This window comes from Streptomyces sp. 6N223, from assembly GCF_052246635.1.
Lineage (GTDB): Bacteria > Actinomycetota > Actinomycetes > Streptomycetales > Streptomycetaceae > Streptomyces.
In genome coordinates, this window is the sequence record NZ_JBQQCA010000003.1 from 39,906 (window position 1) to 60,827 (window position 20,922).

Sequence of the window (20,922 nt, forward strand, 5' to 3'; positions counted from 1 at the left end):
ACGGGATCCATGGAGGACCAGGAGCAGGCCGGGGAGGAGATGGTGGGCGACGCCGAGTTCCGTCCGGTGCTGGAGGCGCTCAAGTCGATGTGCGACGGGGACTTCTCCGCGCGCGTACGGGAACCGGGTGACGGCATCGCCGGTGAGATGGCGGGGGTGGTCAACCGCATCGCCGCGCGCAATGCGCACCTCTCCGCCGAGCTGGCACGGGTCCGCGGCGAGGTGACCAGGAAGGGCCGGCTGGACGAACGGATCTCGGACAGCCCCGGGACAGGCCAGTGGTCCGGCACCGTGCGGGACGCGAACCAGCTCATGGACGCCCTGGCGACGCCGATGCTCAGCGCGATCCGGGTGCTGGACGCGGTCGCCGACGGCGACCTGGGCCGCCGCGTGCAGCTGGGCGACGGCGAGCGTCAGCAGCACGGCGACCTGCGGCTGCTCGCGCGGGGGCTGAACCGGGTGGTGGACCGCCTGTCGCTGTTCACCGGCGAGATCACGCGGCTCGCCCAGGAGGTCGGCACCGAGGGCCGGCTCGGCGGCAGGGCCCGCGTGCGCGGCCTGCCCGGCACGTGGCGCCAGGTGACCGAGGCGGTCAACACCATGGCCTCGCGGCTGACCAAGCAGGTGCGGGACATCGCCGGGGTGACGACGGCCGTTGCCCGCGGCGACCTGACCCGCAAGGTGACGGTGGAGGCGACGGGCGAGCTGCTGGAGCTGAAGCTGACCGTGAACACGATGGTCGACCAGCTGTCGGCGTTCGCGGACGAGGTCACCCGCGTCGCCCGCGAGGTCGGCACCGACGGCAACCTCGGCGGACAGGCCCACGTCAGGGACGTCTCCGGCGTCTGGAAGGACCTCACCAACAACGTCAACTTCATGGCGTCGAACCTCACCTCCCAGGTCCGCAACATCGCCCAGGTGACCACCGCCGTCGCCCGCGGCGACCTCAGCCAGAAGATCACGGTCGACGCGAACGGCGAGATTCTCCAGCTGAAGCTGACCATCAACACGATGGTCGACCAGCTGTCGGCGTTCGCGGACGAGGTCACCCGCGTCGCCCGCGAGGTCGGCACCGACGGCAACCTCGGCGGACAGGCCCACGTCAGGGACGTCTCCGGAGTCTGGAAGGACCTGACCGAGAACGTCAACTTCATGGCCCTGAACCTCACCTCCCAGGTCCGCAACATCGCCCAGGTCGCCACGGCCGTCGCCAACGGCGACCTGTCCAAGAAGATCGACGTCGACGCACGCGGCGAAATCCTCGAGCTCAAGACCACCCTCAACACCATGGTCAACACGCTCTCCGACTTCTCCTCCGAGGTGACGCGGGTGGCCCGCGAGGTCGGCAGCGAGGGCCAGCTCGGCGGCCAGGCCCAGGTCGAGGGCGTGCACGGCACCTGGAAGCGGCTGACCACCGGCGTCAACGAGCTGGCGTCCAACCTCACCACCCAGGTCCGCGCGATCGCCGAGGTCGCCAGCGCCGTCGCCCAGGGCGACCTGTCCCCCTCCATCTCGGTCGAGGCCCGGGGCGAGGTCGCGGAGCTTAAGAACAACGTCAACCGCATGGTCTCCAACCTCCGCGAGACCACCCGCACGAAGGACTGGCTGGAGTCCAACCTGACCCGCATCGCCGGCCTGATGCAGGGCCACCGGGACCTGGTGGAGGTCGCCGACCTCATCCTGCGCGAGCTGGCCCCGCTGGTGAACGCCCAGTCCGAGGCGTTCTTCCTGGTCGACCCCGGCGATCGGGACGAGAACCTCGAGTTCATCGCGGGCTACGGCATCGAGGGCCCGGCCCACGACCGGCTCGAATCCGCCTCCCCGCTCCGCGGCCTCGTCGCCCAGGCGGTCAAGCAGCGAGAGCGCATCCTGGTCGAGAACGCCCCGCCGGAGTACGTCACCATCGAGTCGGGGATCGGCTCGGCCCCGGCGACGAGCATCCTCATCCTGCCGGTCGTCTTCGAGGACCGGCTGCTCGGCGTCATCGAGGTCGCGTCGTTCGGCACGTTCAACGAGATCCAGCTGACCTTCATCGACCAGTTCGCCCAGACCATCGGCGTGTCCATCAACACCATCCTGGCCAACGCCCGCACCGAGTCCCTGCTGTCGGAGTCCCAGCGCCTCACCTCCGAGCTGCGGCAGCGCTCCGACGAACTCCAGCGCTCCAACGCCGAGCTGGAGGAGAAGGCCGCGCTGCTGGCCACGTCCTCCCAGTACAAGTCGGAGTTCCTGGCCAACATGTCGCACGAGCTGCGCACCCCGCTCAACTCGCTGCTGCTCCTGGCCCGGCTGCTCGCCGACAACCCGGACGGCCGGCTCACCGAGCAGGAGGTCGAGTTCGCGGCGACCATTCACCGCTCCGGCTCCGACCTGCTGCAGCTGATCAACGACATCCTCGACCTGTCGAAGGTGGAGGCGGGCCGCATGGATCTCCGCCCCAGGCGGCTGCCGCTGACCAAGCTGCTCGACTACGTGCGCGCCACCTTCCGCCCCCTCGCCCTCGACCGCGGGCTGGCCTTCGAGGTCACCGTCGGCGACGACGTCCCGGCCGAGCTGTACTCCGACGAGCAGCGGCTCCAGCAGGTGCTGCGCAACCTGCTGTCCAACGCCGTGAAGTTCACCTCGTCCGGCGGCGTGTACCTGAGAGTCGAGAGCGTCCCCTCCGCGCAGTTCGAGAAGGAGACGCTGCGGACCGCCGACACCGTGCTGGCGTTCGCGGTGGAGGACACCGGCATCGGGATCCCGCCCGAGAAGCTCTCGGTGATCTTCGAGGCGTTCAAGCAGTCCGACGGCACGACGAACCGCAAGTACGGCGGCACCGGCCTGGGTCTGTCCATCAGCCGGGAGATCGCCGGGCTGCTCGGCGGCCACATCGACGTGCAGAGCACCCTCGGCGAGGGCTCCCGCTTCACCCTGTACACCCCGGCGGAGCTGCCCCGCGCCGCCCTCATGGGCGAGACCGCGACGGACCTGACAGGGGTGCAGACCGCAGGCGAGGTGACGCCGTTGCCGCCGGGCGCGCCACGGCCCACGGAGGCTCCGGCCGCGCGGCCGGAGCCCGCCACGCCCACGCCTCCCCCGCCCGAGCGACCCGAGCGACCCGAGCGACCCGAGCGACCCCTGCCCGCCGCCCCCGCCCCGCGGGCGAAGCCCGCGCCGCGCGAGGAGCGGCAGACGGGCATCTGGCCCGAGACGACACGGCTGAAGAAGTGGCTCAGCGGCCGCCCCGGGCAGGTGCTGGCCGGCCGTCAGATCCTCATCGTCGACGACGACATCAGGAACGTGTTCGCACTCACCCACATGCTGGGCCGGATCGGGATCTCCGTGCGCTACGCGGAGAACGGCCGTGAGTGCTTCGAGGTGCTGGAGCGCTCTCCCGAGGTCTCGCTGGTCCTGATGGACATCATGATGCCGGAGATCGACGGCTACGAGGCGATTCGCACCATCCGCCGGACCGCGCGGCTGGCCAACCTGCCGATCGTCGCGCTCACCGCGAAGGCCATGCCGGGCGACCGGGAGAAGGCGCTGGGCAGCGGGGCCGACGCGTATATCACCAAGCCCGTCGACGTGGACCGGCTGCTGACCGCCATCTACGAGGAGATCGACGCCAGGGAGGGCGAGGACGCCACCTCCCACCGCACCGCGGGAGCCTCGGAGATGCCCCCGCCCCCCGACCGGCCCCATGACGATCCCCCGTCCCCGTCGGAGCCGTCACCATGACCGACCCGCCCCCTCCGGACGACCGGTCGAGCATCCTGATCGTCGACGACATGGAGGAGAGCCTGGTCGCACTCGAGGCCGTACTCGGCCCGCTCGGCCAGCGAGTGGTGTCCGCGCGCTCCGGCGAGGAGGCCCTGAAGGCGATGCTGCGCGAGCCGTTCGCCGTGGTGCTGCTCGACGTGCTGATGCCGGGCATGGACGGCTTCGAGACAGCGGAGAACATCAAACGACTCGACCAGACCAAGGACGTGCCCATCATCCTGCTCACCGGCGCCGACGTCGACTCCGACTACGCCTACCGGGGCTACGCGCTGGGCGCGTCCGACTTCCTGGCCAAGCCGGTCGACCCCTGGATGCTGCGCACCAAGGTCAACGTCTTCCTCGAGCTGCACCGGGTGAACCGCCAGCTGGCGCGGCAGGCCGAGCAGCTCAGGCGCCTGCTCATCGCGGACAAGACGGCCGTCGCCGACGAGTCCGCGGCGGAAGGGCTGGCCGACATCACCGTGCGGCTGGTCCGCATCGAGTCACTGCTCCGCGAGGGCGAGCACACCGCCGGCCTCGCCGACCACATCGCCGAACTGGAACGCCTCGTCCGATCCCTCACTCTCCCGCCATCCGGCGCCACCTAGAACCACGTTGAGTAGTTGTCTGGAACGCGTGGCCCTGCCACCGCCGCGCCGCGGTCATCCCAGGCAGGCGCGAACCGCTCTGGCCAGGGCCGCGATCTCCTCATCCGTGTTGTAGTAGTGCACGGACGCCCGGAGGAGTGAGCTGAGGCCGCGGTCTTCCATGTCCAGCCGGGTGGAGGGGGGCCGCGAGACGCTGATGTTGATCCTCTGCTCGGCCAGATCGGACTTCACCTGAGCCGGCTCTACGCCATCAACGCCGTCCACGGTGAAGGTGACGATGCCGCAGCGTTGAACGCCGAGGTCCCGGACGTGGACGCCGCGGATGCCGGCGAGGTGCTCCCGGAGCGTCCCCGCGAGCGAGGTGACGCGCGCCTGGATGCGCGGGAGCCCCCAGCCGAGGGCGTGGTCAACGGCGGCTCCGAGGCCGAGCAGGGCCGCGTAGTTGGCCTCCCAGGTCTCGAACCGGCGGGCGTCGGGGCGCATCTCGTACCGGTCGCGTGCGGTCCAGGTCGCGGCGTGGAGGTCGAGCATCGGCGGGGTGAGCTGTTCGAGCACCTCCCTGCGTACGTAGAGCAGGCCGGTGCCGCGTGGCCCCCGCAGGTATTTGCGTCCGGTGGTGGACAGCATGTCGCAGCCGATCTCCGCCACATCGACGTCGAGCTGCCCCACCGACTGGCATGCGTCCAGCAGGTACAGCGCGCCGGCCTCGCGGGCGATCTTGCCTACCTCCGCCGCCGGGTTGACCAGTCCGCCGTTGGTTGGCACGTGGGTGAGGGAGATGACCCGCACGCGTTCGTCGATCGCGGCGCGCAGTGCGTCGATCGAGAGCTGGCCGTGCTCGTCGTTCGGAACGACGTCTATCCGGACCCCGTGTCGCTCGGCGATCTGGAGATACGCGATGTAGTTGCTGGCGTACTCGGCCATGCTGGTGAGCACGCGGTCGCCGGGGCGGAAGGGGATGGCGTAGAAGGCCATGTCCCAGGCACGGGTGGCGCTGTCCATCAGGGCGATCTCGTCGCGATGACAGCCGAGGAGCCGGGCCGCGGAGTCGTACACCGACTCGATCCGCTCGTGGGCTTCGGCTGCCGCCTCGTAGCCGCCGATGTCCGCTTCCAGCAGCAGGTGACGCGTGGTCGCGTCGATGACCTGGCGGGGCATCAGCGAGGCGCCGGCGTTGTTGAAGTGAGTCACCCGGGCGCAGCCGGGGGTGTCGGCGCGCGCCCGGGCGACCTCCGCCGACGTGAGGCCGGCGCTCGGCGAGGCGCCCTGTGAGGAGGTGTCTGCCGCGCTCAACCTGCGTGCTCCCATCCCGCGCCGGGCACGTCGTGGCTCACCAGGCGGAGGAACGACATGGCTCGCGGGTGGGCGGGTTTCGTAAGGAAGTCTTCCGGCGGGCCGCTTTCGAGCACGACGCCGCCGTCCATGAAGACCACCCGGTCGGCCACCTCCCTGGCGAACTGGACCTCGTGCGTGACGACGACCATGGTCATGCCGGCCCTCGCGAGCTCGCGCATCACCTGGAGCACCTCGGCGTGCAGCTCGGGGTCGAGCGCCGATGTCGGCTCGTCGAAGAGGATGACCTCCGGTTCCATGGCCAGTGCCCGCGCGATGGCCACCCGCTGTTTCTGCCCGCCGGACAGCCGTGAGGGGTATTCCATGGCCTTGTCGGCGAGGCCCACCCGATCGAGGAGCTGCCTGCCCAGCTCCTCGGCGGCGTCCTTGCGCATCCGGCGTACCGAAAGCGGACCTTCGACGACGTTGCCCAGCGCGGTCATGTGGGGGAAGAGGTTGAACTGCTGGAACACCATGGCGGTGCGGTGCCGGATGCTCCGCACCCTCCGGGCCCGTTCACGCCGTCCACGCCCCGATGCGTCGCACGCCACCGAACGGCCGCAGATGCTCACGGTGCCCGCGTCGGGCTCCTCGAGGAAGTTCATGCAGCGGATGAGGGTGGTCTTTCCGGAGCCGGACGGGCCCATCACCACGACCACTTCGCCACGGCGCACCGTGAGATCGACGCCCTTGAGGACCTCGAGCGCACCGAATCGTTTGCGCAGGCCGGTGACGTCTATCTGGTCTGTCTGGTCTCTCTGGCCTGTCTGATGGAGATTCACCGCGTTCATGCGTATGCCCTTCCCAGTCGTCGCTCCAGTGCGCCCTGGCCCACGGAGAGCAGGGTATTGATCAGCCAGTAGGCCGCGGCCGCCACGAGAAATGCCTCCATGTAGCGAAAGGTGGAACTGCCGATGCTCTCCGCCGCCCTGCTGAGTTCGACGACGGTGACGACGGACGCCAGCGAGGTGTCCTTCATCAGTGCGATGAACCGGCTGCCGACAGGCGGCATGGCCACGCGTATGGCCTGAGGGGCCACGACCCGGCGGAGCGTGCGCCAGTAGGGCATGCCCATGGAGTCGGCCGCCTCCCACTGCCCGCGGTCCACGGCCAGGATGCCGGCGCGAAAGTTCTCGCTCAGGTACGCCGCGGCGTACACGGTGAGCGCGAGGATGGCCGAGGGGATCGGCTCGATCAGGATGCCGAGTTGGGGGAGTCCGTAGTAGACGAGCATGATCTGTATCAGCAGCGGAGTGCCACGGAAGAGCGACACGTATGCAATGGCCGGCCATCTCAGCAGCCGGAACCGGGAGATTCTGGCCAGTCCCACCAGCAGTCCGAGGGCACTGCCGAGCACGAACGACACCACGCCGAGCGTGAGCGTCACGCCCATGGCCCTCAGCAGTTGGGGGTAGTTCTCGACGATCAGATTCATGGTCCGCCCCTCCTCCTTGTCCTTTCCGTCGCTCCCTTAATCCGCGGGCAGCGCGCTGAGTTCTTCGGCCATGTCCAGGCCGCCGAGCCAGCGGCGCGAGATCTCCGACAGGGTGCCGTCCTCGATCATGTCGCCGAGCGCCTCGTCGACCGCCTCCTTGAAGGCCTCCTCCCCCCTGCGGAACGACATCCCGTTGACCTCCGTCTCCAGCAGTGGTCCCGAGGCCACGGCGAGGTCGTTCTCCTCGGCGAGGTAGGCGCCCTGGAACCGGGAGACCAGGGCGGCGTCTGCCCGGCCCAGGGCGACGTCGGTCAGCGCGAGTGTGGCGTTCCGGTAGGTCTTGATCTGCGCGTCGGGTATTTCCTCACGGGCGTAGTCGGCCTGGGTGGTGCCTTCGGTCACCGCGATGGTCTGGCCGCTCAGGGAGGAGACTTCGGTGATGGAGGTGTCGTCCTCGCTGACGAAGACGGATATGCCGTTCACCTCGTAGGGGCGGGAAAAGGCGACCTGTTCCAGGCGTTCCTCGGTGATGGTCTGGCCGGAGATGACGATGTCGAACCGGTTGGCCTGCACGCCACCGATGAAGCTGGCGAAGTCCGAGCCGATGAATTCCACCTCGTCGATGTCCAGCCGTTCGGCCAGTTCTTCGGCCACGTCGATGTCGTAGCCCACCGGCTCGTTGTCTTCGAGGAAGTTCCACGGGGGGTTCGCCTCGGTGATGGCGACGCGCAGCGTGCCGCGCGAGCGGGTCTGCTCCAGCACGTCGGCGTCGGCGTCGGCGGAACAGCCGGCGGTGCCGAGAGCAACGGCAGCAAGCAGCCCAACGGTCGTCAAGGGCCGGGAGGGAGATGAAGGGGTCACGATGGCGTCCTTCCCGAGTGCACAGAGTGCAGCGCAGGGATGTTGAGGGGAGAGCGGTGTTGGCTTCGGGGGATGGGTGCTGCCGTCGTCGATGACAGACATCGCACATGCGAAGGGCAAGAGATGCCCACAGGGTTGAGGCGCCCGATGAGTCAGGGGTCGCCGATCAGGTTGCTCCTTACTACCCGGTCCGTCAAGTACCCCGTAGGGGTATTAACTCCGGGGAAACAGGGAAACATCGCCCAGTCGTGACGCTCCCCGCAAGTCCGGCTACGACTGGTTTGTGGTTGGCCGGTCGGCGCGGTGCGCGTCCGGCTCGCCTCCAGCGCCGGCGGGCCGGCGTCGCGCCGAGGACCGTTCGGGTCAGGGACATCGCTCTGCCTAGGATCGGAGGTCGATCACTGATCCGAGGGGGCAGGGAGGCCGAAGGTGGAGCTGACCGGCACGCTGACGGACGCCGACTGGGAATCGCATCGCCCCGCCGTCTTCGGGGCGGCCTACCGGATCCTCGGCACGGTGACCGAGGCCGAGGACGTCACGCAGGACGTCTGGTTGCGCGCCGCCACCGCCGACCTGTCCGAGGTGCGGGATCTGCGGGCCTGGCTGGTGACCCTGGCCGCCCGGACGTCCTACAACGTGCTGAAGTCGGCGCGCGTCCGGCGCGAGTCGTATGTCGGGCCCTGGCTGCCCGAACCGCTGCTGACCGGGCCTGACGCCGCCGCCCAGGTGCTCATGGACGAGTCGGTGAGCACCGCGATGCTGGTGGTCATGGAGACGCTCACCCCCGCCGAGCGGGTCGCGCTGGTGCTGCACGACGTCTTCGGCTTCCCGTTCGCCCGCATCGCCGAGGTGCTTGGCGGCACGCCCGCCGCCAGCCGTAAGCTCGCCTCCCGCGCGCGGGCGCGGGTCGCCGCGGTCGAGGAGCGGCCCCGTGCGTCCAGGGCCGAGACCGAACGCCTGCTGAAGGCGTTCAAGGCGGCCGCCGAAGCGGGGGACACGGCCGGGCTCGTCGAGATTCTGCACCCGGAGGCCGTCTATGTTGGCGACGGCGGCGGCAAGGTGACAGCCGCGCGCAGGCCGGTCCGGGGCGCCGAGCGGATCGCTCTGCTGTCGGTCAGGTCGATCGAGATCAGGCGCCCCGACGCGTTCCAGATCATCGAGGTGAACGGGCACCCGGCCCTGGCCACCTACCGCGGCGGCTCGTTGGTCTGGCTCGACACAGTGGAGGTTGTCGACGGGCGGATCACGGAGTTCAGGAGACTGGCCAATCCCGAGAAGTTCGCCCACCTCGGTCACATCTGAACCCGCTGTCTTGTCTCCCTGCGAACCCTCCGATCCGGGAGGTGTCGCTTGAGAGAGGACGAGACGATGGCACGTGTTGTGATCATCGGAGGCGGTTTCGCGGGCGTGTGGGGCGCGGCGGGAGCGGCGCTGGCGCGCGGAGACGCGGATCTGCGCATCACGCTCATCGCGCCGAACGGGCACCTGGTGCTGCGGCCGCGCCTGTACGAGCCGGAGCCGGACCTGGCTCAGGTGGAGCTCAGCAGGATCCTGGGGCCGATCGGCGTCGAGCACCTGCGGGCCTCGGTGAGCACGATCGACACCGACCGCCGCGTGGTGGTGGCCGACGGCGAGGAGATCGGCTATGACCGCCTGGTGCTGGCGGCGGGCAGCAAGCTCGTTCAGCCCCAGGGCCTGCCCGGCGCTGAACGGCTCTTCGACATCGACACCCTGGACGGGGCCCGGCGGCTCGCCGACCATCTGCGCGACCGGGAGGACTACTCCGCCGTGGTTGTCGGCGCCGGGTTCGTCGGTCTGGAAGCCGCGACCGCACTGGCCGCCCGGGGCAGGGTGCTGTTGGTGGACCGGTCGGAGGTGATCGGGGCCCCGCTCGGCCCGGGCCCGCGCGAGGAGATCGAGTCGGCGCTGGACAAGCTTGGCGTCGAACGCCGCCTCGCGACGACGGTGACGGAGGTCGGCGACGGATACGCCGCCCTCTCCGACGGCACCAGGGTGGAGGCGGACGCGGTGGTCTGGTCCGTGGGGATGAGGGCCAGCGAGCTCACCCGGCAGGTCTCCGGCGAACTCGACCACCTCGGCCGGGTGCCGGTGGACCAGTGGCTGCGCGCCCTTCCCGAGGTCTTCGTCGCCGGGGACACGGCCGCGGCGGCATTCGACGCCGAGCACACGGTCATGCAGGCCTGCCAGCACGCCACCCCGCTCGGCAAGGTCGCCGGGTACAACGCGGCGGCCGACCTGCTCGACGTGCCGCTGCGCGACTTCACCCCCGGCCCGTACGTCACCTGCCTGGACCTGGGCGGGGCCGGTGCGGTCTTCACCCGGGGATGGGACCGCAGGGTGATGGCGTCGGGCGCCGACGGCGCGGTCGTCAAGAAGCGGATCAACCACCACATCCAACCGCCGGTCGACGACCCCGTGAAGATCCTCGCCGCCGCGGACCGCGTCTACCTCGAGCTCCCCTTCTTCCCCCGCGACGAGGAGGCGGCCGCCCCCGCCGCATGAACCCCGGAAACGCCGTGGCTTGAGGATCGCGGCGCCAGCCTTCTCGGCCGACGCACCCGGATTTTCCTGGACCCTGAACGATCGTTCTGAACGAGCGTCCTGAACGATTGTTCAGGGATGGGGTACGCTCCCGGGCATGGGACATCGCGAAGAGCTGATGGCCGCCGCGAAGCGCTGCCTGGAGGAGCGGGGATACGCCCGTACGACCTCGCGGGACATCGCCGCCGCCGCCAAGGCGCCGCTCGGGACGATCAACTACCACTACGGCTCGAAGGAGGCGCTGCTGAACGCGGCGCTCCTGGAAACGATCTTCGAGTGGGGCGAGAAGGTCATGGCCGGGGCGGCGGGGGGAGTGGGGCGGCTCGAGTCGTTGTGGGAGCGGATCGTCGCCTCGCACAACGGCACAGATCGGCCGCTGCTGGTGGCCAGCTCCGAGGCGCTCGCGCAGGCCGAACGCTTCCCCGAGATCCGGCGGCAGATCGCCGAGGCGTTCGAGAAGGCCCGCACGGATATGGCGGCCGAGCTGCACGGCATCGACGCCGACGGGGAGCTCGAAGGGCAGCGGGAGCTGGCGCGTGCGGTCGGGTCGGTGCACATGGCGCTGGTCGCCGGGCTGACCCAGCAGTGGCTGATCGACCCCGAGCGCGCGCCCTCGGCGGCGGAGGTGGCCAAGGGCCTGCGAGCGATCGCCCGCCACCTGGAACCCGACGAACCCGGCGAGCCCGGCGAGCCCGGCGAGCCCGGCGAGTGACATGCCACGGCCCTTCACGCATCTGCATGTGCACACGCAGTACTCGCTGCTCGACGGCGCGGCCCGCCTGAGGGACCTGTTCGCCGCCTGCCAGGAGATGGGCATGTCGCACATCGCGATGACCGACCACGGCAACCTGCACGGAGCGTACGACTTCTTCCAGCAGGCGACGGCGGCCGGCGTCACGCCGATCATCGGGATCGAGGCGTACGTGGCGCCCGAGTCGCGTCGCACCAAGCGGAGGATCACCTGGGGGCAGCCGCACCAGAAGCGGGACGACGTCTCCGGCTCCGGCGGCTACACGCACAAGACGATCTGGGCGGCGAACAGGACAGGGCTGCACAACCTCTTCAAGCTGTCGTCGGACGCGTACAAGGAGGGCTGGCTGCAGAAGTGGCCCCGCATGGACCGGGATGTCATCGCCGAGCACGCCGAGGGCCTGATCGCCTCCACCGGCTGCCCGTCGGGCGAGGTGCAGACGCGGCTGCGGCTCGGCCAGTTCGACGAGGCGCTGAAGGCGGCGGCCGCATACCAGGAGATCTTCGGCAGGGGGCGCTACTTCCTTGAGCTGATGGACCACGGCATCGAGATCGAACGCCGCGTCCGCGACGGCCTGCTGGAGATCGGCAGGAAGCTCGGCATCCCGCCGCTGGTGACGAACGACTCGCACTACACCTACGCCGCCGAGGCGAGCGCGCACGACGTGCTGCTGTGCATCCAGACCGGCAAGAGCCTCACCGACCCCGGCCGCTTCCGCTTCGACGGCACCGGCTACCACCTCAAGTCCGCCGAGGAGATGTACGCCGTCGACTCCTCCGACGCCTGGCAGGAGGGGTGCGCGAACACGCTGCGGGTGGCGGAGCAGGTCGACACCACGGGCTGGTTCGGCAGGCGCGACCTCATGCCGCGCTTCGAGGTCCGGGACGGGTACACGGAGGTCACGTGGTTCCGGGAGGAGGTGGCGCGTGGCCTGCGGCGCCGCTTCCCGGCGGGGGTGTCGGAGCGGTACGAGCGGCAGGCGGCGTACGAGATGGACGTCATCGTGCAGATGGGGTTCCCGGCGTACTTCCTCGTCGTCGCCGACTTCATCATGTGGGCGAAGAACAATGGCATCGCCGTCGGCCCCGGCCGTGGCTCCGCCGCTGGCTCGCTCGTCTCGTACGCGCTCGGCATCACGGACCTCGATCCGCTCGAGCACGGGCTGATCTTCGAGCGGTTCCTCAACCCCGAGCGCGTGTCCATGCCGGACGTCGACATCGACTTCGACGAGCGCAGGCGCGGCGAGGTCATCCGGTACGTGACGGAGAAGTACGGCGCCGACAAGGTCGCCATGATCGGCACCTACGGCACCATCAAGGCCAAGAACGCCATCAAGGACTCGGCCCGCGTCCTCGGCTTCCCGTACGCGACGGGCGACCGCATCACCAAGGCCATGCCCGTCGATGTCGGCGGCAAGGGCATCCCGCTGTCCGGCATCACCGACCCGGCGCACCCGCGCTACGCCGAGGCCGCCGAGGTGCGGGGCCTGTACGAGAACGAGCCGGACGTGCGGAAGGTCGTCGACACGGCGCGGGGCGTGGAGGGCCTGGTGCGGCAGATGGGCGTGCACGCGGCGGGCGTGATCATGTCCAGCGAGCCGATCGTCGAGCACGTGCCGGTGTGGGTCCGGCACAGCGACGGCGTCACCATCACGCAGTGGGACTACCCGACCTGCGAGTCGCTCGGCCTGCTGAAGATGGACTTCCTGGGCCTGCGGAATCTGACGATCATGGACGACGCCGTCGCGATGGTGCGGCGGAACGGGGGCAACGGGGGCAACGAGGGCCGGGACATCGAGCTGCTGGGGCTGGCGCTCGACGACCGGGCGACGTTCGAGCTGCTCGGGCGCGGCGACACCCTCGGCGTCTTCCAGTTCGACGGCGCGGCCATGCGCTCGTTGCTGCGCATGATGAAGCCGGACCACTTCGAGGACATCACGGCGGTCACCGCCCTGTACCGGCCGGGGCCGATGGGCATGAACTCGCACGTCAACTACGCGCTGCGGAAGAACGGCCAGCAGGAGATCACCCCGATCCACCCGGAGCTGGCGGAGCCGCTGAAGGAGGTCCTGGACGTCACCTACGGCCTCGTGGTCTACCAGGAGCAGGTGCAGAAGGCGGCGCAGGTGCTGGCCGGCTACTCGCTCGGGCAGGCCGACCTGCTGCGGCGGGCGATGGGGAAGAAGAAGCAGGAGGTCCTGGACAGGGAGTTCATCCCGTTCCGGGACGGCTGCCGCGAGCGCGGGTACTCGGACGCGGCGATCCAGGCGGTCTGGGACGTGCTGGTGCCCTTCGCGGGCTACGCCTACAACAAGGCGCACGCGGCCGCGTACGCGCTCGTCTCGTACTGGACGGCGTATCTCAAGGCGAACCATCCGGCCGAGTACATGGCGGCGCTGCTCACCTCCGTGCGCGACGACAAGGACAAGTCGGCCGTCTATCTGAACGAGTGCCGGAAGATGGGCATCACGGTGCTGCCGCCGGACGTGAACGAGTCCGAGGCGACGTTCACGCCACGCGGCGACGACACGATCGTCTTCGGGCTCACCGCCGTCCGCAACGTCGGGCAGAACGTCGTCGACTCCATCGTCCGCAACCGCCAGGCCAGGGGCTGCTACGCCTCCTTCCCCGACTTCCTCGACAAGGTCGACGCGGTGGTGTGTAACAAGCGGACGGTCGAGTCGCTCATCAAGGCCGGCGCGTTCGACCGGCTCGGCCACTCCCGCAAGGGGCTGGCCGCCCAGTACGAGCCGATGATCGAGACCGTCGTCGCGCTCAAGCGGCGGCAGGCGGAGGGGCAGTTCGACCTCTTCGACGACGCCGGAGCCGACGCCGCAGCCGACGCCGACGAGCCGGGTCCCGGCCTCGGCCTGGACGTCGAATTCTCCGCCGGGGAGTGGGAGAAGCCGTACCTGCTGGCCCAGGAGCGGGAGATGCTCGGCCTGTACGTCTCCGACCACCCGCTGTTCGGCGTCGAGCACGCCCTGACCGCCAAGGCGGACGCGGCCATCTCCGCGCTCAACGGCGGCGAGCACGCCGACGGGGCCGTCGTCACCATCGGCGGCATCATCTCCGGCCTGCAGCGCAAGACGACCCGGCAGGGCAACGCCTGGGCCATCGCCACCATCGAGGACCTCGGCGGCTCGCTCGACTGCCTGTTCTTCCCCGCCACCTACCAGTTGGTCTTCACCCAGCTCGAAGAGGACGCGATCGTCCTCGTCCGGGGCCGCCTCGACAAGCGCGAGGACGTGCCCCGGCTGGTGGCGATGGAGCTGACGGTCCCCGACCTGACGACCGACGCCGACGGCGGGCCCGTCCGCCTCGACATGCTCGAAGCCCACGTGACACCGCAGTGCATCGGCCGCTTCAAGGAGATCCTGCGGGCCCACCCGGGCCCCACCGAGGTGCACCTGCGGGTGCGCGCCCCCACCAAGACGACCGTCTACCGGCTGGGCTACCGCATCACCGTTCGCCCCGAGTTCTGGGCGGACCTGAAGGCGGCGGTGCCGGTGACGCGGGCGCCCCAACCCCGCGGTCATCGTGTTTGACGGTGCCTTCCGGGTCAGGACAACACGCGATAGGTCAGGTGCGTGACCGAGGTCGCGGCTCGCGACTCCACCTGCTCGAGGTTCAACGGCGGGACGCCGTCGAACAGCCGCGTGCCGGCGCCGAGTGTGATCGGAACGATGTGCAGCCGCATCTCGTCGATCAGGCCCGCGCCGAGATACTGGTTGACGGTGGTCGCGCCGCCGTGGATGGAGATGTCGCCGTCCCCGGCCGCATCGCGTGCGCGTTTCATCGCGGCTTCGATTCCGTCGGTGACGAAGTGGAACGTGGTGCCGCCATCCATCGGCTGCGGATCGCGCCGGTGGTGGGTGAGCACGAAGACCGGGCAGTGGTACGGCGGGTTGTCGCCCCACCAGCCCTTCCACTGCCGATCCCACTCGCCACGCACTGGGCCGAACATATTGCGCCCCATGATGAATGCCTTGGCCGTCATCATTCGGGCGAACTCGGCCGGGTGCTCCTCGGGGCCTTCGGCGTACCAGGCGTGCAGCTTGTCACCCCAGCCATCGCCGCCGTCGTCGCCGAACGGGCGCTGCTCGGTCTGGTTGAGCCCGGCCGAGTATCCGTCGATCGAGATCGACAAGTCGCAGGTCACCTTGCCCACGCGTCTCGTCATCGCACTGTCCTCCTCGCGGCGACCCGCCGTCGCCTTCGCGGTGAGCTTCCTGTCGAGCGTCAGTCTGGAGCAGATCTCAGCGAGTACGCGGGGAGATCGCCGAACGCCACCCGCACCAGAACGCCACCGTACGCCGCGCCCTCGCCCCGTTCGGCACGCGCCCCGGCGCACACTGACCGCCGCCGGAACGCTTGTCCGTGGACACGCGTCCGGGGGCGAGGGGCCATGCAACTTCCAGCCGTGCGGCCGTGCCTCCCGCATGAGGCGATGCGTTCGGGGTACAAGGCGTTGCCATGACCGAAGTCAAGGAGCCGAAGAAGGAGCCGGACCCCGGGGCGGGGCCCGACGAGGGGTACCAGCGTGGTCTCGGCAGCCGCCAGGTGCAGATGATCGCGATCGGGGGTGCCATCGGCGTTGGCCTGTTCATGGGTGCCGGTGCGAACATCGCCGAGGCGGGGCCGAGCCTGATCCTGATGTACGCCCTGGCGGGTGTCGTCATCTTCCTCATCATGCGGGCGCTGGGGGAGCTGCTGCTCTACCGCCCGGTCTCGGGCAGTTTCGCGGAGTACGCCAGAGAGTTCCTGGGGCCGTTCTTCGGGTACGCCACCGGGTGGACCTACTGGCTGCTGTGGGTGGTCACCTGCATGGCCGAGCTGACGGCGGCGGCCATCTACGTCACCTACTGGTTTCCGGACATTCCGCAGTGGGTGAGCGCGCTGGTGTTCATGGTGGTGCTCTTCGGCGTGAATCTGATCTCGGTGAAGGTCTTCGGCGAGATCGAGTTCTGGTTCTCGATGATCAAGGTCACCGCGATCATCGGGATGATCGTCATCGGCCTCGGCGTCCTCACGCTCGGCGTCTCCGAGGCCGGGGACACCGCTGAGGTCTCCAACCTCTGGGCCCACGACGGGTTCTTTCCCACCGGCGTCGGCTCCAGCCTGATGACGCTCCAGGGCGTCATGTTCGCGTATCTCGCCGTCGAGCTCGTGGGCGTCACCGCGGGCGAGAGCGCCGACCCGGAGAGGTCGCTGCCCCGGGCGATCAACACGCTGCCCTGGCGCATCGCCCTGTTCTACGTCGGCTCACTGACGGTCATCCTCTGCGTGGTGAAGTGGACGGAGTTCGACGCGGACGTCAGCCCGTTCGTCGCGGCGTTCGGCAAGATCGGCCTGCCCTTCGGCGCCGCGATCGTCAACTTCGTGGTTCTGACCGCGGCGCTGTCCTCCTGCAACTCCGGCATGTACTCCACCGGCCGCATGCTCCGGGACCTGGCCGGGAACCGGGAGGCTCCCGCCCGTCTTGGACGGCTCAACGCCCGGCAGTCGCCGGCCACCGCGATCACCCTCTCCGTCGCGATGATGGGCATCGGCGTGGTCCTGAACTACCTCGTCCCGGAGAAGGCGTTCGCATACGTCACCTCCGTCGCCACCGCCTGCGGCATCTGGACGTGGGCCATGATCCTCGTCAGCCACATGCGCTACCGCCGCGCCGTGGTGGCCGGCCGTCTGGCCGCCTCGCCCTTCCCGGCGCCCGGCGGCGCGCTCGGCAGCGGCGTCGCCCTGGCGTTCCTGCTCTTCGTCGTCGTCCTGATGTGCATCGACGACGACGCCCGGATCTCGCTGTACGTGGGCGCGGTCTGGGCGGTCCTGCTGGTCGCCGGCTGGTACGGCGCCCGCCGCGTCGCGGGGCGGCGGGCGGGCGAGGAGCGGGCGGAGCCGGCGTACGACACCACCGGGTAGGGCCGTCAGCTGCCGCCGACGTGGATGCCGGGGCGGTGGTGTCTGAGCTAGCGGTGGTGTCCGAGCTAGGAGTCGAGGGCTCAGTCGGTCGCACCGTCAGTCCGCGCAAGGCCCGTGCCCACCGGATCCGAGGCATCCGCCGGGTCGGCCGCGTCGGCGACGATGCGGCCATCGCGTAGCGCCACCACACGCTGGCAGCGCTTGGCGACGGCCATCTCGTGGGTGGCGACGAGCATGGTGAGGCCGTGCTCGTCGGCCAGTCGCTGGATGAGGTCCATGATCTGGCCGCTGGTGGCCGAGTCGAGGTTGCCGGTCGGCTCGTCGGCCAGCAGCAGGCGGGGGCGGGCGATCAGGGCGCGGGCGATGGCCACCCGCTGCTGCTGGCCGCCGGAGAGCTGCGAGGGCAGCGCCCGCTCCCGGCCCGCGAGGCCCACCGCGTCCAGCAGCTGACGCGCCCGCGCCTCGCGGTCGAAGGGGACGGAGCCGGCGCGGCGGGGCAGCAGGGGGGCCATCACGTTGTCCAGGGCGGTCAGGGCGGGCAACAGGTGGAAGCGCTGGAAGACGAAGCCGATCCCGCCCCTGTAGCGGGCCAGCTCCCGGCGCCGCAGCGCGGTGATCTCCTGATCCCCCACGGTGATGGTGCCCTCGTCGGCCGATTCGATGGCGCCGATCAGGTGCAGCAGTGTCGACTTCCCCGAGCCCGAGGGGCCCGTCAGCGCCACCGCCTGGCCGGCCGGGATCTCCAGGCCGACGCCGTCCACGGCGGTGACGCGGCTCTCCTCGCCACCCGAGCCGCCGAACGCCTTGCGCAGCCCGGTGACCGTGACCGGCACCCCGCCGTTTTCCCGTTCCTCCACCTTCACAGCTCCCGTTTCTACTCGTGTGCCAGCAGGGCGGCCAGCGGAAGGGCACGGACGCTCCGGAGCGGGACGAGACAGGCGGCCATGGCGAGCAGCAGGCCGCCGGCGGCGACGAGGAGCGCCGTGCCCGCCACGGCCGCCGTCGCCTCGTCAACCAGCCAGACCACCAGGCCCGTTCCGGCGGCAGCGCCCAGCACCGCGCCCACCGCGCCCAGGACCGCGCCCTCGGTCAGGACGAGCCGGGACAGCGCGCGGTCCGTCCATCCGGTCGCCCGCAGCGCGGCCAGCTCGGCGTCCCGCTCCCGCAGGCCGACGTAGAGCACGTCGGCGAGGGCGAACGCGCCGAGCACCACGGTCAGCAGCACCGCCGCGACGTCCACCCCGCGCACCTCCACCGAGACGGCGTCGCCGAGCAGCGTGCCGGCCGCCGCGCCCTGAAAGTGCCACAGCACGGCGGCGACGAAGGTGACGGCGGCCGCGCCGATGGCCATGGCCGCCACGGCCAGGGCGCTGCGCAGCGGGACGCGGGCCACGTTCGACAGCGCCAGCGCCGTCACCGTGCGCCGGGCGCGGGCGCGGCGGGCGGGCAGCACCGCCGGGCGCAGCGCGCCGCCCGGGCCGGTCCGCGCCGCCCGGAGCGCCGGGCCCAGCGCGGCGAGCAGGGCGAGGGCGATCACCAGCGGCACGGTGAGCAGCACCCGGCCCACCATCACCTCCAGGCCGAAGAGCCGGGCCAGGGGGTAGGCGAGGGCGGCGGCCAGGCCGGCGGCGGCGGTCGCGACCAGCGCAACCTCTCCGAGCACCAGCCCGGTCAGCCGTCCCCCGGACCAGCCCACGCACGACAGGACGCCCAGTTCGGCGCGGCGGGTGCGCACCGAGGCGGCGACCACGTTGCCGACGAAGAGGACACAGACGACCAGGACGAGGGCCAGGAGCAGCACGCTCTTGCGGTCGGCCTCCTCCACGAGCGCGACGGCCGCGCCCTTGTGGGTCCACTGCTCCTCGATCAGCAGCTCCGGGCGGCCGAACTCCCCGGCGGCGATCTGCACCTCGCGCGGCGCGGGCGAGGAGCCGATGGTGATGTCCACGGTGAGCCCGGTGGCGGTGGCGATGTCCTCGGCCACCCGGCGGATCCGCTCGCGCGAGGCGTCGTCCATGCCGGTCACCTCCGCCACCCGGACCCGGACGGCGGACAGCGGCGCGCGGGACTGCGGGTCGGCGGGGTGGAGGAGGTGCTCCAGGGCGGGAAGGCTGGTCAGCAGCTGCGGGGGGGTGGCCAGGTAGCCGGCGGGGTTGCCGTTGGGCAGCCACGCCTCGCCGCCCAGCAGGTCCTGGGAGCGCTCGTCGGCACCGGTCGCGGCGGCGGGCCGGTAGGTCTCCAGCGGGACCTCGGAGAGCTCGCCGGCCTCCTGGATGGCGTCCGGGTCGAAGGTGCCCACCAGCTCCGCCAGGGGCAGCGCGTCGCTGACGCCGGCGATCTCCGGGGTGGATTCCAGGGAGCGGAAGGCGGTGTCCTGGGAGAGCCACGGCGGTTCCGTGCCGCCGAAGACGGAGGCCTCGTCCCAGGCGTAGGAGTCGTCCTCGCGTGACTCCCGCGGGCGCAGGGGATCCGAGCCGGACTCGTAGCTCGTGGTGCCGGGCCGCAGGCTCTGGTTGTAGGAGACGAACAGGTGCTCGCCGCTGACCACGCCCTCCCGGTAGGCGGCCGTGATGTCGTGCACCTCCCCGGCCAGCCGCTCGGCGGGGGCGGCGGCGAGGCTCGCCGCGAGCGCGGTGCTGCCCTGGCCGGGGATCGCGGCGGCGTCGGCGTCCACCCGGCTCACCTGAAGCCGCAGGGACTCGTCCACCTGCGGCCGGTCCGAGGCCAGCACGGGGATGCCCGTCGCGGGGTTCGCGGCCGTGGCCTCGCGGAGGTCGGAGCCGTCGGCGGCCAGGTAGTCGCCGCTGGTCACGGCGGAGTCCAGGCCGAGCAGCTCGGCCTCGGCGGCGGGGTCGACGGCCGCGGTCAGCAGCGTGGAGGGCCAGGGCACCTTGAGGGTGGCCCGGTCGCCGGTCCCGGGGTGGTCCACCTCGTCGGTGCCGGTGGTGGTGAAGGTGCCGTCGTCGTGCCACTCCACGACGATCAGCCGGTCCCGGCCCTCGGCGGTCAGTTCGTCGGTCGAGTCCACGGCGGAGTCCAGCATGCACAGCGGCAACGCGGTGCCGTCCGGCTGGATCTCCACGGCGGGGCGGGTGTCGGCGCAGCCGGTGACGTCCACCGCCAGGGGCTCGCCGTCGCGGGTGTAGCCCTCCTCCAGCTGCCAGCCGTTCTCCACCCGCTGGATGTTGGGGCGGACCACCGGGTGCCGGGTGACGTAGACGTAGTCGACGCCGGGGTCGTCGGCCTCGGTCAGGCCGCGGTCGGACAGCCAGGCGCGGTCCACCCGGAGCAGCTGCCGGTCGGCGGCCGGGTCGAGCTGTCCGGTGACGTCGAGCCGGGTGAGGAGGTCGACCTGCTGGTAGCCGATCATGGCGATGGGCGCGGCCACCTCCACGCCGTCGACGGCGGCGATCTCCTCCCACTGCCGGAGGGTGATGCCGCCGAACTGGCCGGAGAGGAAGTTGGGCCGCACCTCGCCGTCGCGCCGCTCGGTCGCGGTCGGGCTGCCCTCCGGGCGCACCAGGATGTCGTAGACGGCGCGGTAGTTCTCGTCGGCGGTGGCCTGCACGCGCAGCCGGGAGGTCTCCACCGAGCCGGTGAGCAGGGTGAACCCCATGCTCGCCACGAGAACGCCGGCCAGGAGCGTGAACGCTCGCGCGGAGCGCCGCCGAAGCTGCCCGATCACCATGGCGAGCATGAGGTCCCCCGATT

14 protein-coding genes are annotated in these 20,922 nt (G+C 70.6%); 7 read left to right on the forward strand and 7 right to left on the reverse strand.

The window, feature by feature from the left end; translation table 11 throughout:
- Positions 1-9: 9 nt before the first annotated feature.
- Positions 10-3,720 carry a HAMP domain-containing protein gene (locus ACTWQH_RS03150; RefSeq protein WP_443284725.1) on the forward strand — a complete coding sequence of 1,237 codons (3,711 nt, stop codon included), beginning with the start codon at positions 10-12 and terminating at the stop codon, positions 3,718-3,720.
- Positions 3,717-4,349, forward strand: a complete 633-nt coding sequence (locus ACTWQH_RS03155) for a response regulator (RefSeq protein WP_443284726.1) — start codon at positions 3,717-3,719, stop codon at positions 4,347-4,349. Before ACTWQH_RS03150 ends, ACTWQH_RS03155 begins: the two co-directional genes overlap by 4 nt.
- Positions 4,350-4,403: 54 nt before the next feature.
- Here the strand turns inward: ACTWQH_RS03155 and ACTWQH_RS03160 are convergent, their stop codons facing one another.
- From ACTWQH_RS03160 to ACTWQH_RS03175, 4 genes are read right to left on the reverse strand one after another with little or no spacing between them, the layout of a single operon-like run.
- A complete protein-coding gene (locus ACTWQH_RS03160) occupies positions 4,404-5,642 on the reverse strand; it encodes an aminotransferase class V-fold PLP-dependent enzyme (protein ID WP_443284727.1) in 1,239 nt (412 codons plus the stop codon).
- On the reverse strand, positions 5,639-6,472 hold the full coding sequence (locus ACTWQH_RS03165) for an amino acid ABC transporter ATP-binding protein (RefSeq protein WP_443284728.1): 834 nt from the start codon (positions 6,470-6,472) through the stop codon (positions 5,639-5,641). Before ACTWQH_RS03165 ends, ACTWQH_RS03160 begins: the two co-directional genes overlap by 4 nt.
- Positions 6,469-7,116, reverse strand: a complete 648-nt coding sequence (locus ACTWQH_RS03170) for an amino acid ABC transporter permease (RefSeq protein ID WP_443284729.1) — start codon at positions 7,114-7,116, stop codon at positions 6,469-6,471. Before ACTWQH_RS03170 ends, ACTWQH_RS03165 begins: the two co-directional genes overlap by 4 nt.
- 36 nt (positions 7,117-7,152) lie before the next feature.
- Positions 7,153-7,977, reverse strand: a complete 825-nt coding sequence (locus ACTWQH_RS03175; RefSeq protein WP_443284730.1) for a transporter substrate-binding domain-containing protein — start codon at positions 7,975-7,977, stop codon at positions 7,153-7,155.
- A 429-nt stretch (positions 7,978-8,406) separates the two neighbouring features.
- Here ACTWQH_RS03175 and sigJ point away from each other — a divergent pair, with 429 nt between their 5' ends.
- From sigJ to dnaE, 4 genes are all read left to right on the forward strand, one after another.
- Positions 8,407-9,279 (forward strand): RNA polymerase sigma factor SigJ, encoded by an 873-nt coding sequence (sigJ, locus tag ACTWQH_RS03180; RefSeq protein WP_443284731.1) that lies wholly within the window; start codon positions 8,407-8,409, stop codon positions 9,277-9,279.
- 66 nt (positions 9,280-9,345) lie between these two features.
- The gene (locus ACTWQH_RS03185; protein ID WP_443284732.1) at positions 9,346-10,500 is read left to right on the forward strand and encodes an NAD(P)/FAD-dependent oxidoreductase; all 1,155 of its coding nucleotides are present in this window, start codon (positions 9,346-9,348) and stop codon (positions 10,498-10,500) included.
- 136 nt (positions 10,501-10,636) lie between these two features.
- Positions 10,637-11,251, forward strand: coding sequence for a TetR/AcrR family transcriptional regulator (locus ACTWQH_RS03190; protein ID WP_443284733.1), 615 nt, complete (start codon positions 10,637-10,639; stop codon positions 11,249-11,251).
- Position 11,252: 1 nt separating this feature from the next.
- Positions 11,253-14,837, forward strand: coding sequence for a DNA polymerase III subunit alpha (gene dnaE / locus ACTWQH_RS03195; protein ID WP_443284734.1), 3,585 nt, complete (start codon positions 11,253-11,255; stop codon positions 14,835-14,837).
- 14 nt (positions 14,838-14,851) lie between these two features.
- Here the strand turns inward: dnaE and ACTWQH_RS03200 are convergent, their stop codons facing one another.
- Entirely contained in the window at positions 14,852-15,472 is a 621-nt protein-coding gene (locus tag ACTWQH_RS03200; RefSeq protein ID WP_443284735.1) for a dihydrofolate reductase family protein, read from the reverse strand.
- A gap of 293 nt (positions 15,473-15,765) precedes the next feature.
- Here ACTWQH_RS03200 and ACTWQH_RS03205 point away from each other — a divergent pair, with 293 nt between their 5' ends.
- Entirely contained in the window at positions 15,766-17,211 is a 1,446-nt protein-coding gene (locus ACTWQH_RS03205) for an amino acid permease (RefSeq protein ID WP_443284736.1), read from the forward strand.
- Between the two features lie 80 nt (positions 17,212-17,291).
- On the opposite strand, the gene ACTWQH_RS03210 is transcribed toward ACTWQH_RS03205, so the two are convergent.
- The gene (locus ACTWQH_RS03210; RefSeq protein ID WP_443284737.1) at positions 17,292-18,068 is read right to left on the reverse strand and encodes an ABC transporter ATP-binding protein; all 777 of its coding nucleotides are present in this window, start codon (positions 18,066-18,068) and stop codon (positions 17,292-17,294) included.
- Between the two features lie 17 nt (positions 18,069-18,085).
- Positions 18,086-20,908: an FtsX-like permease family protein gene (locus tag ACTWQH_RS03215; protein ID WP_443284738.1), complete on the reverse strand. Its 2,823-nt coding sequence runs from the start codon at positions 20,906-20,908 to the stop codon at positions 18,086-18,088.
- Between the last annotated feature and the right edge of the window lie 14 nt (positions 20,909-20,922).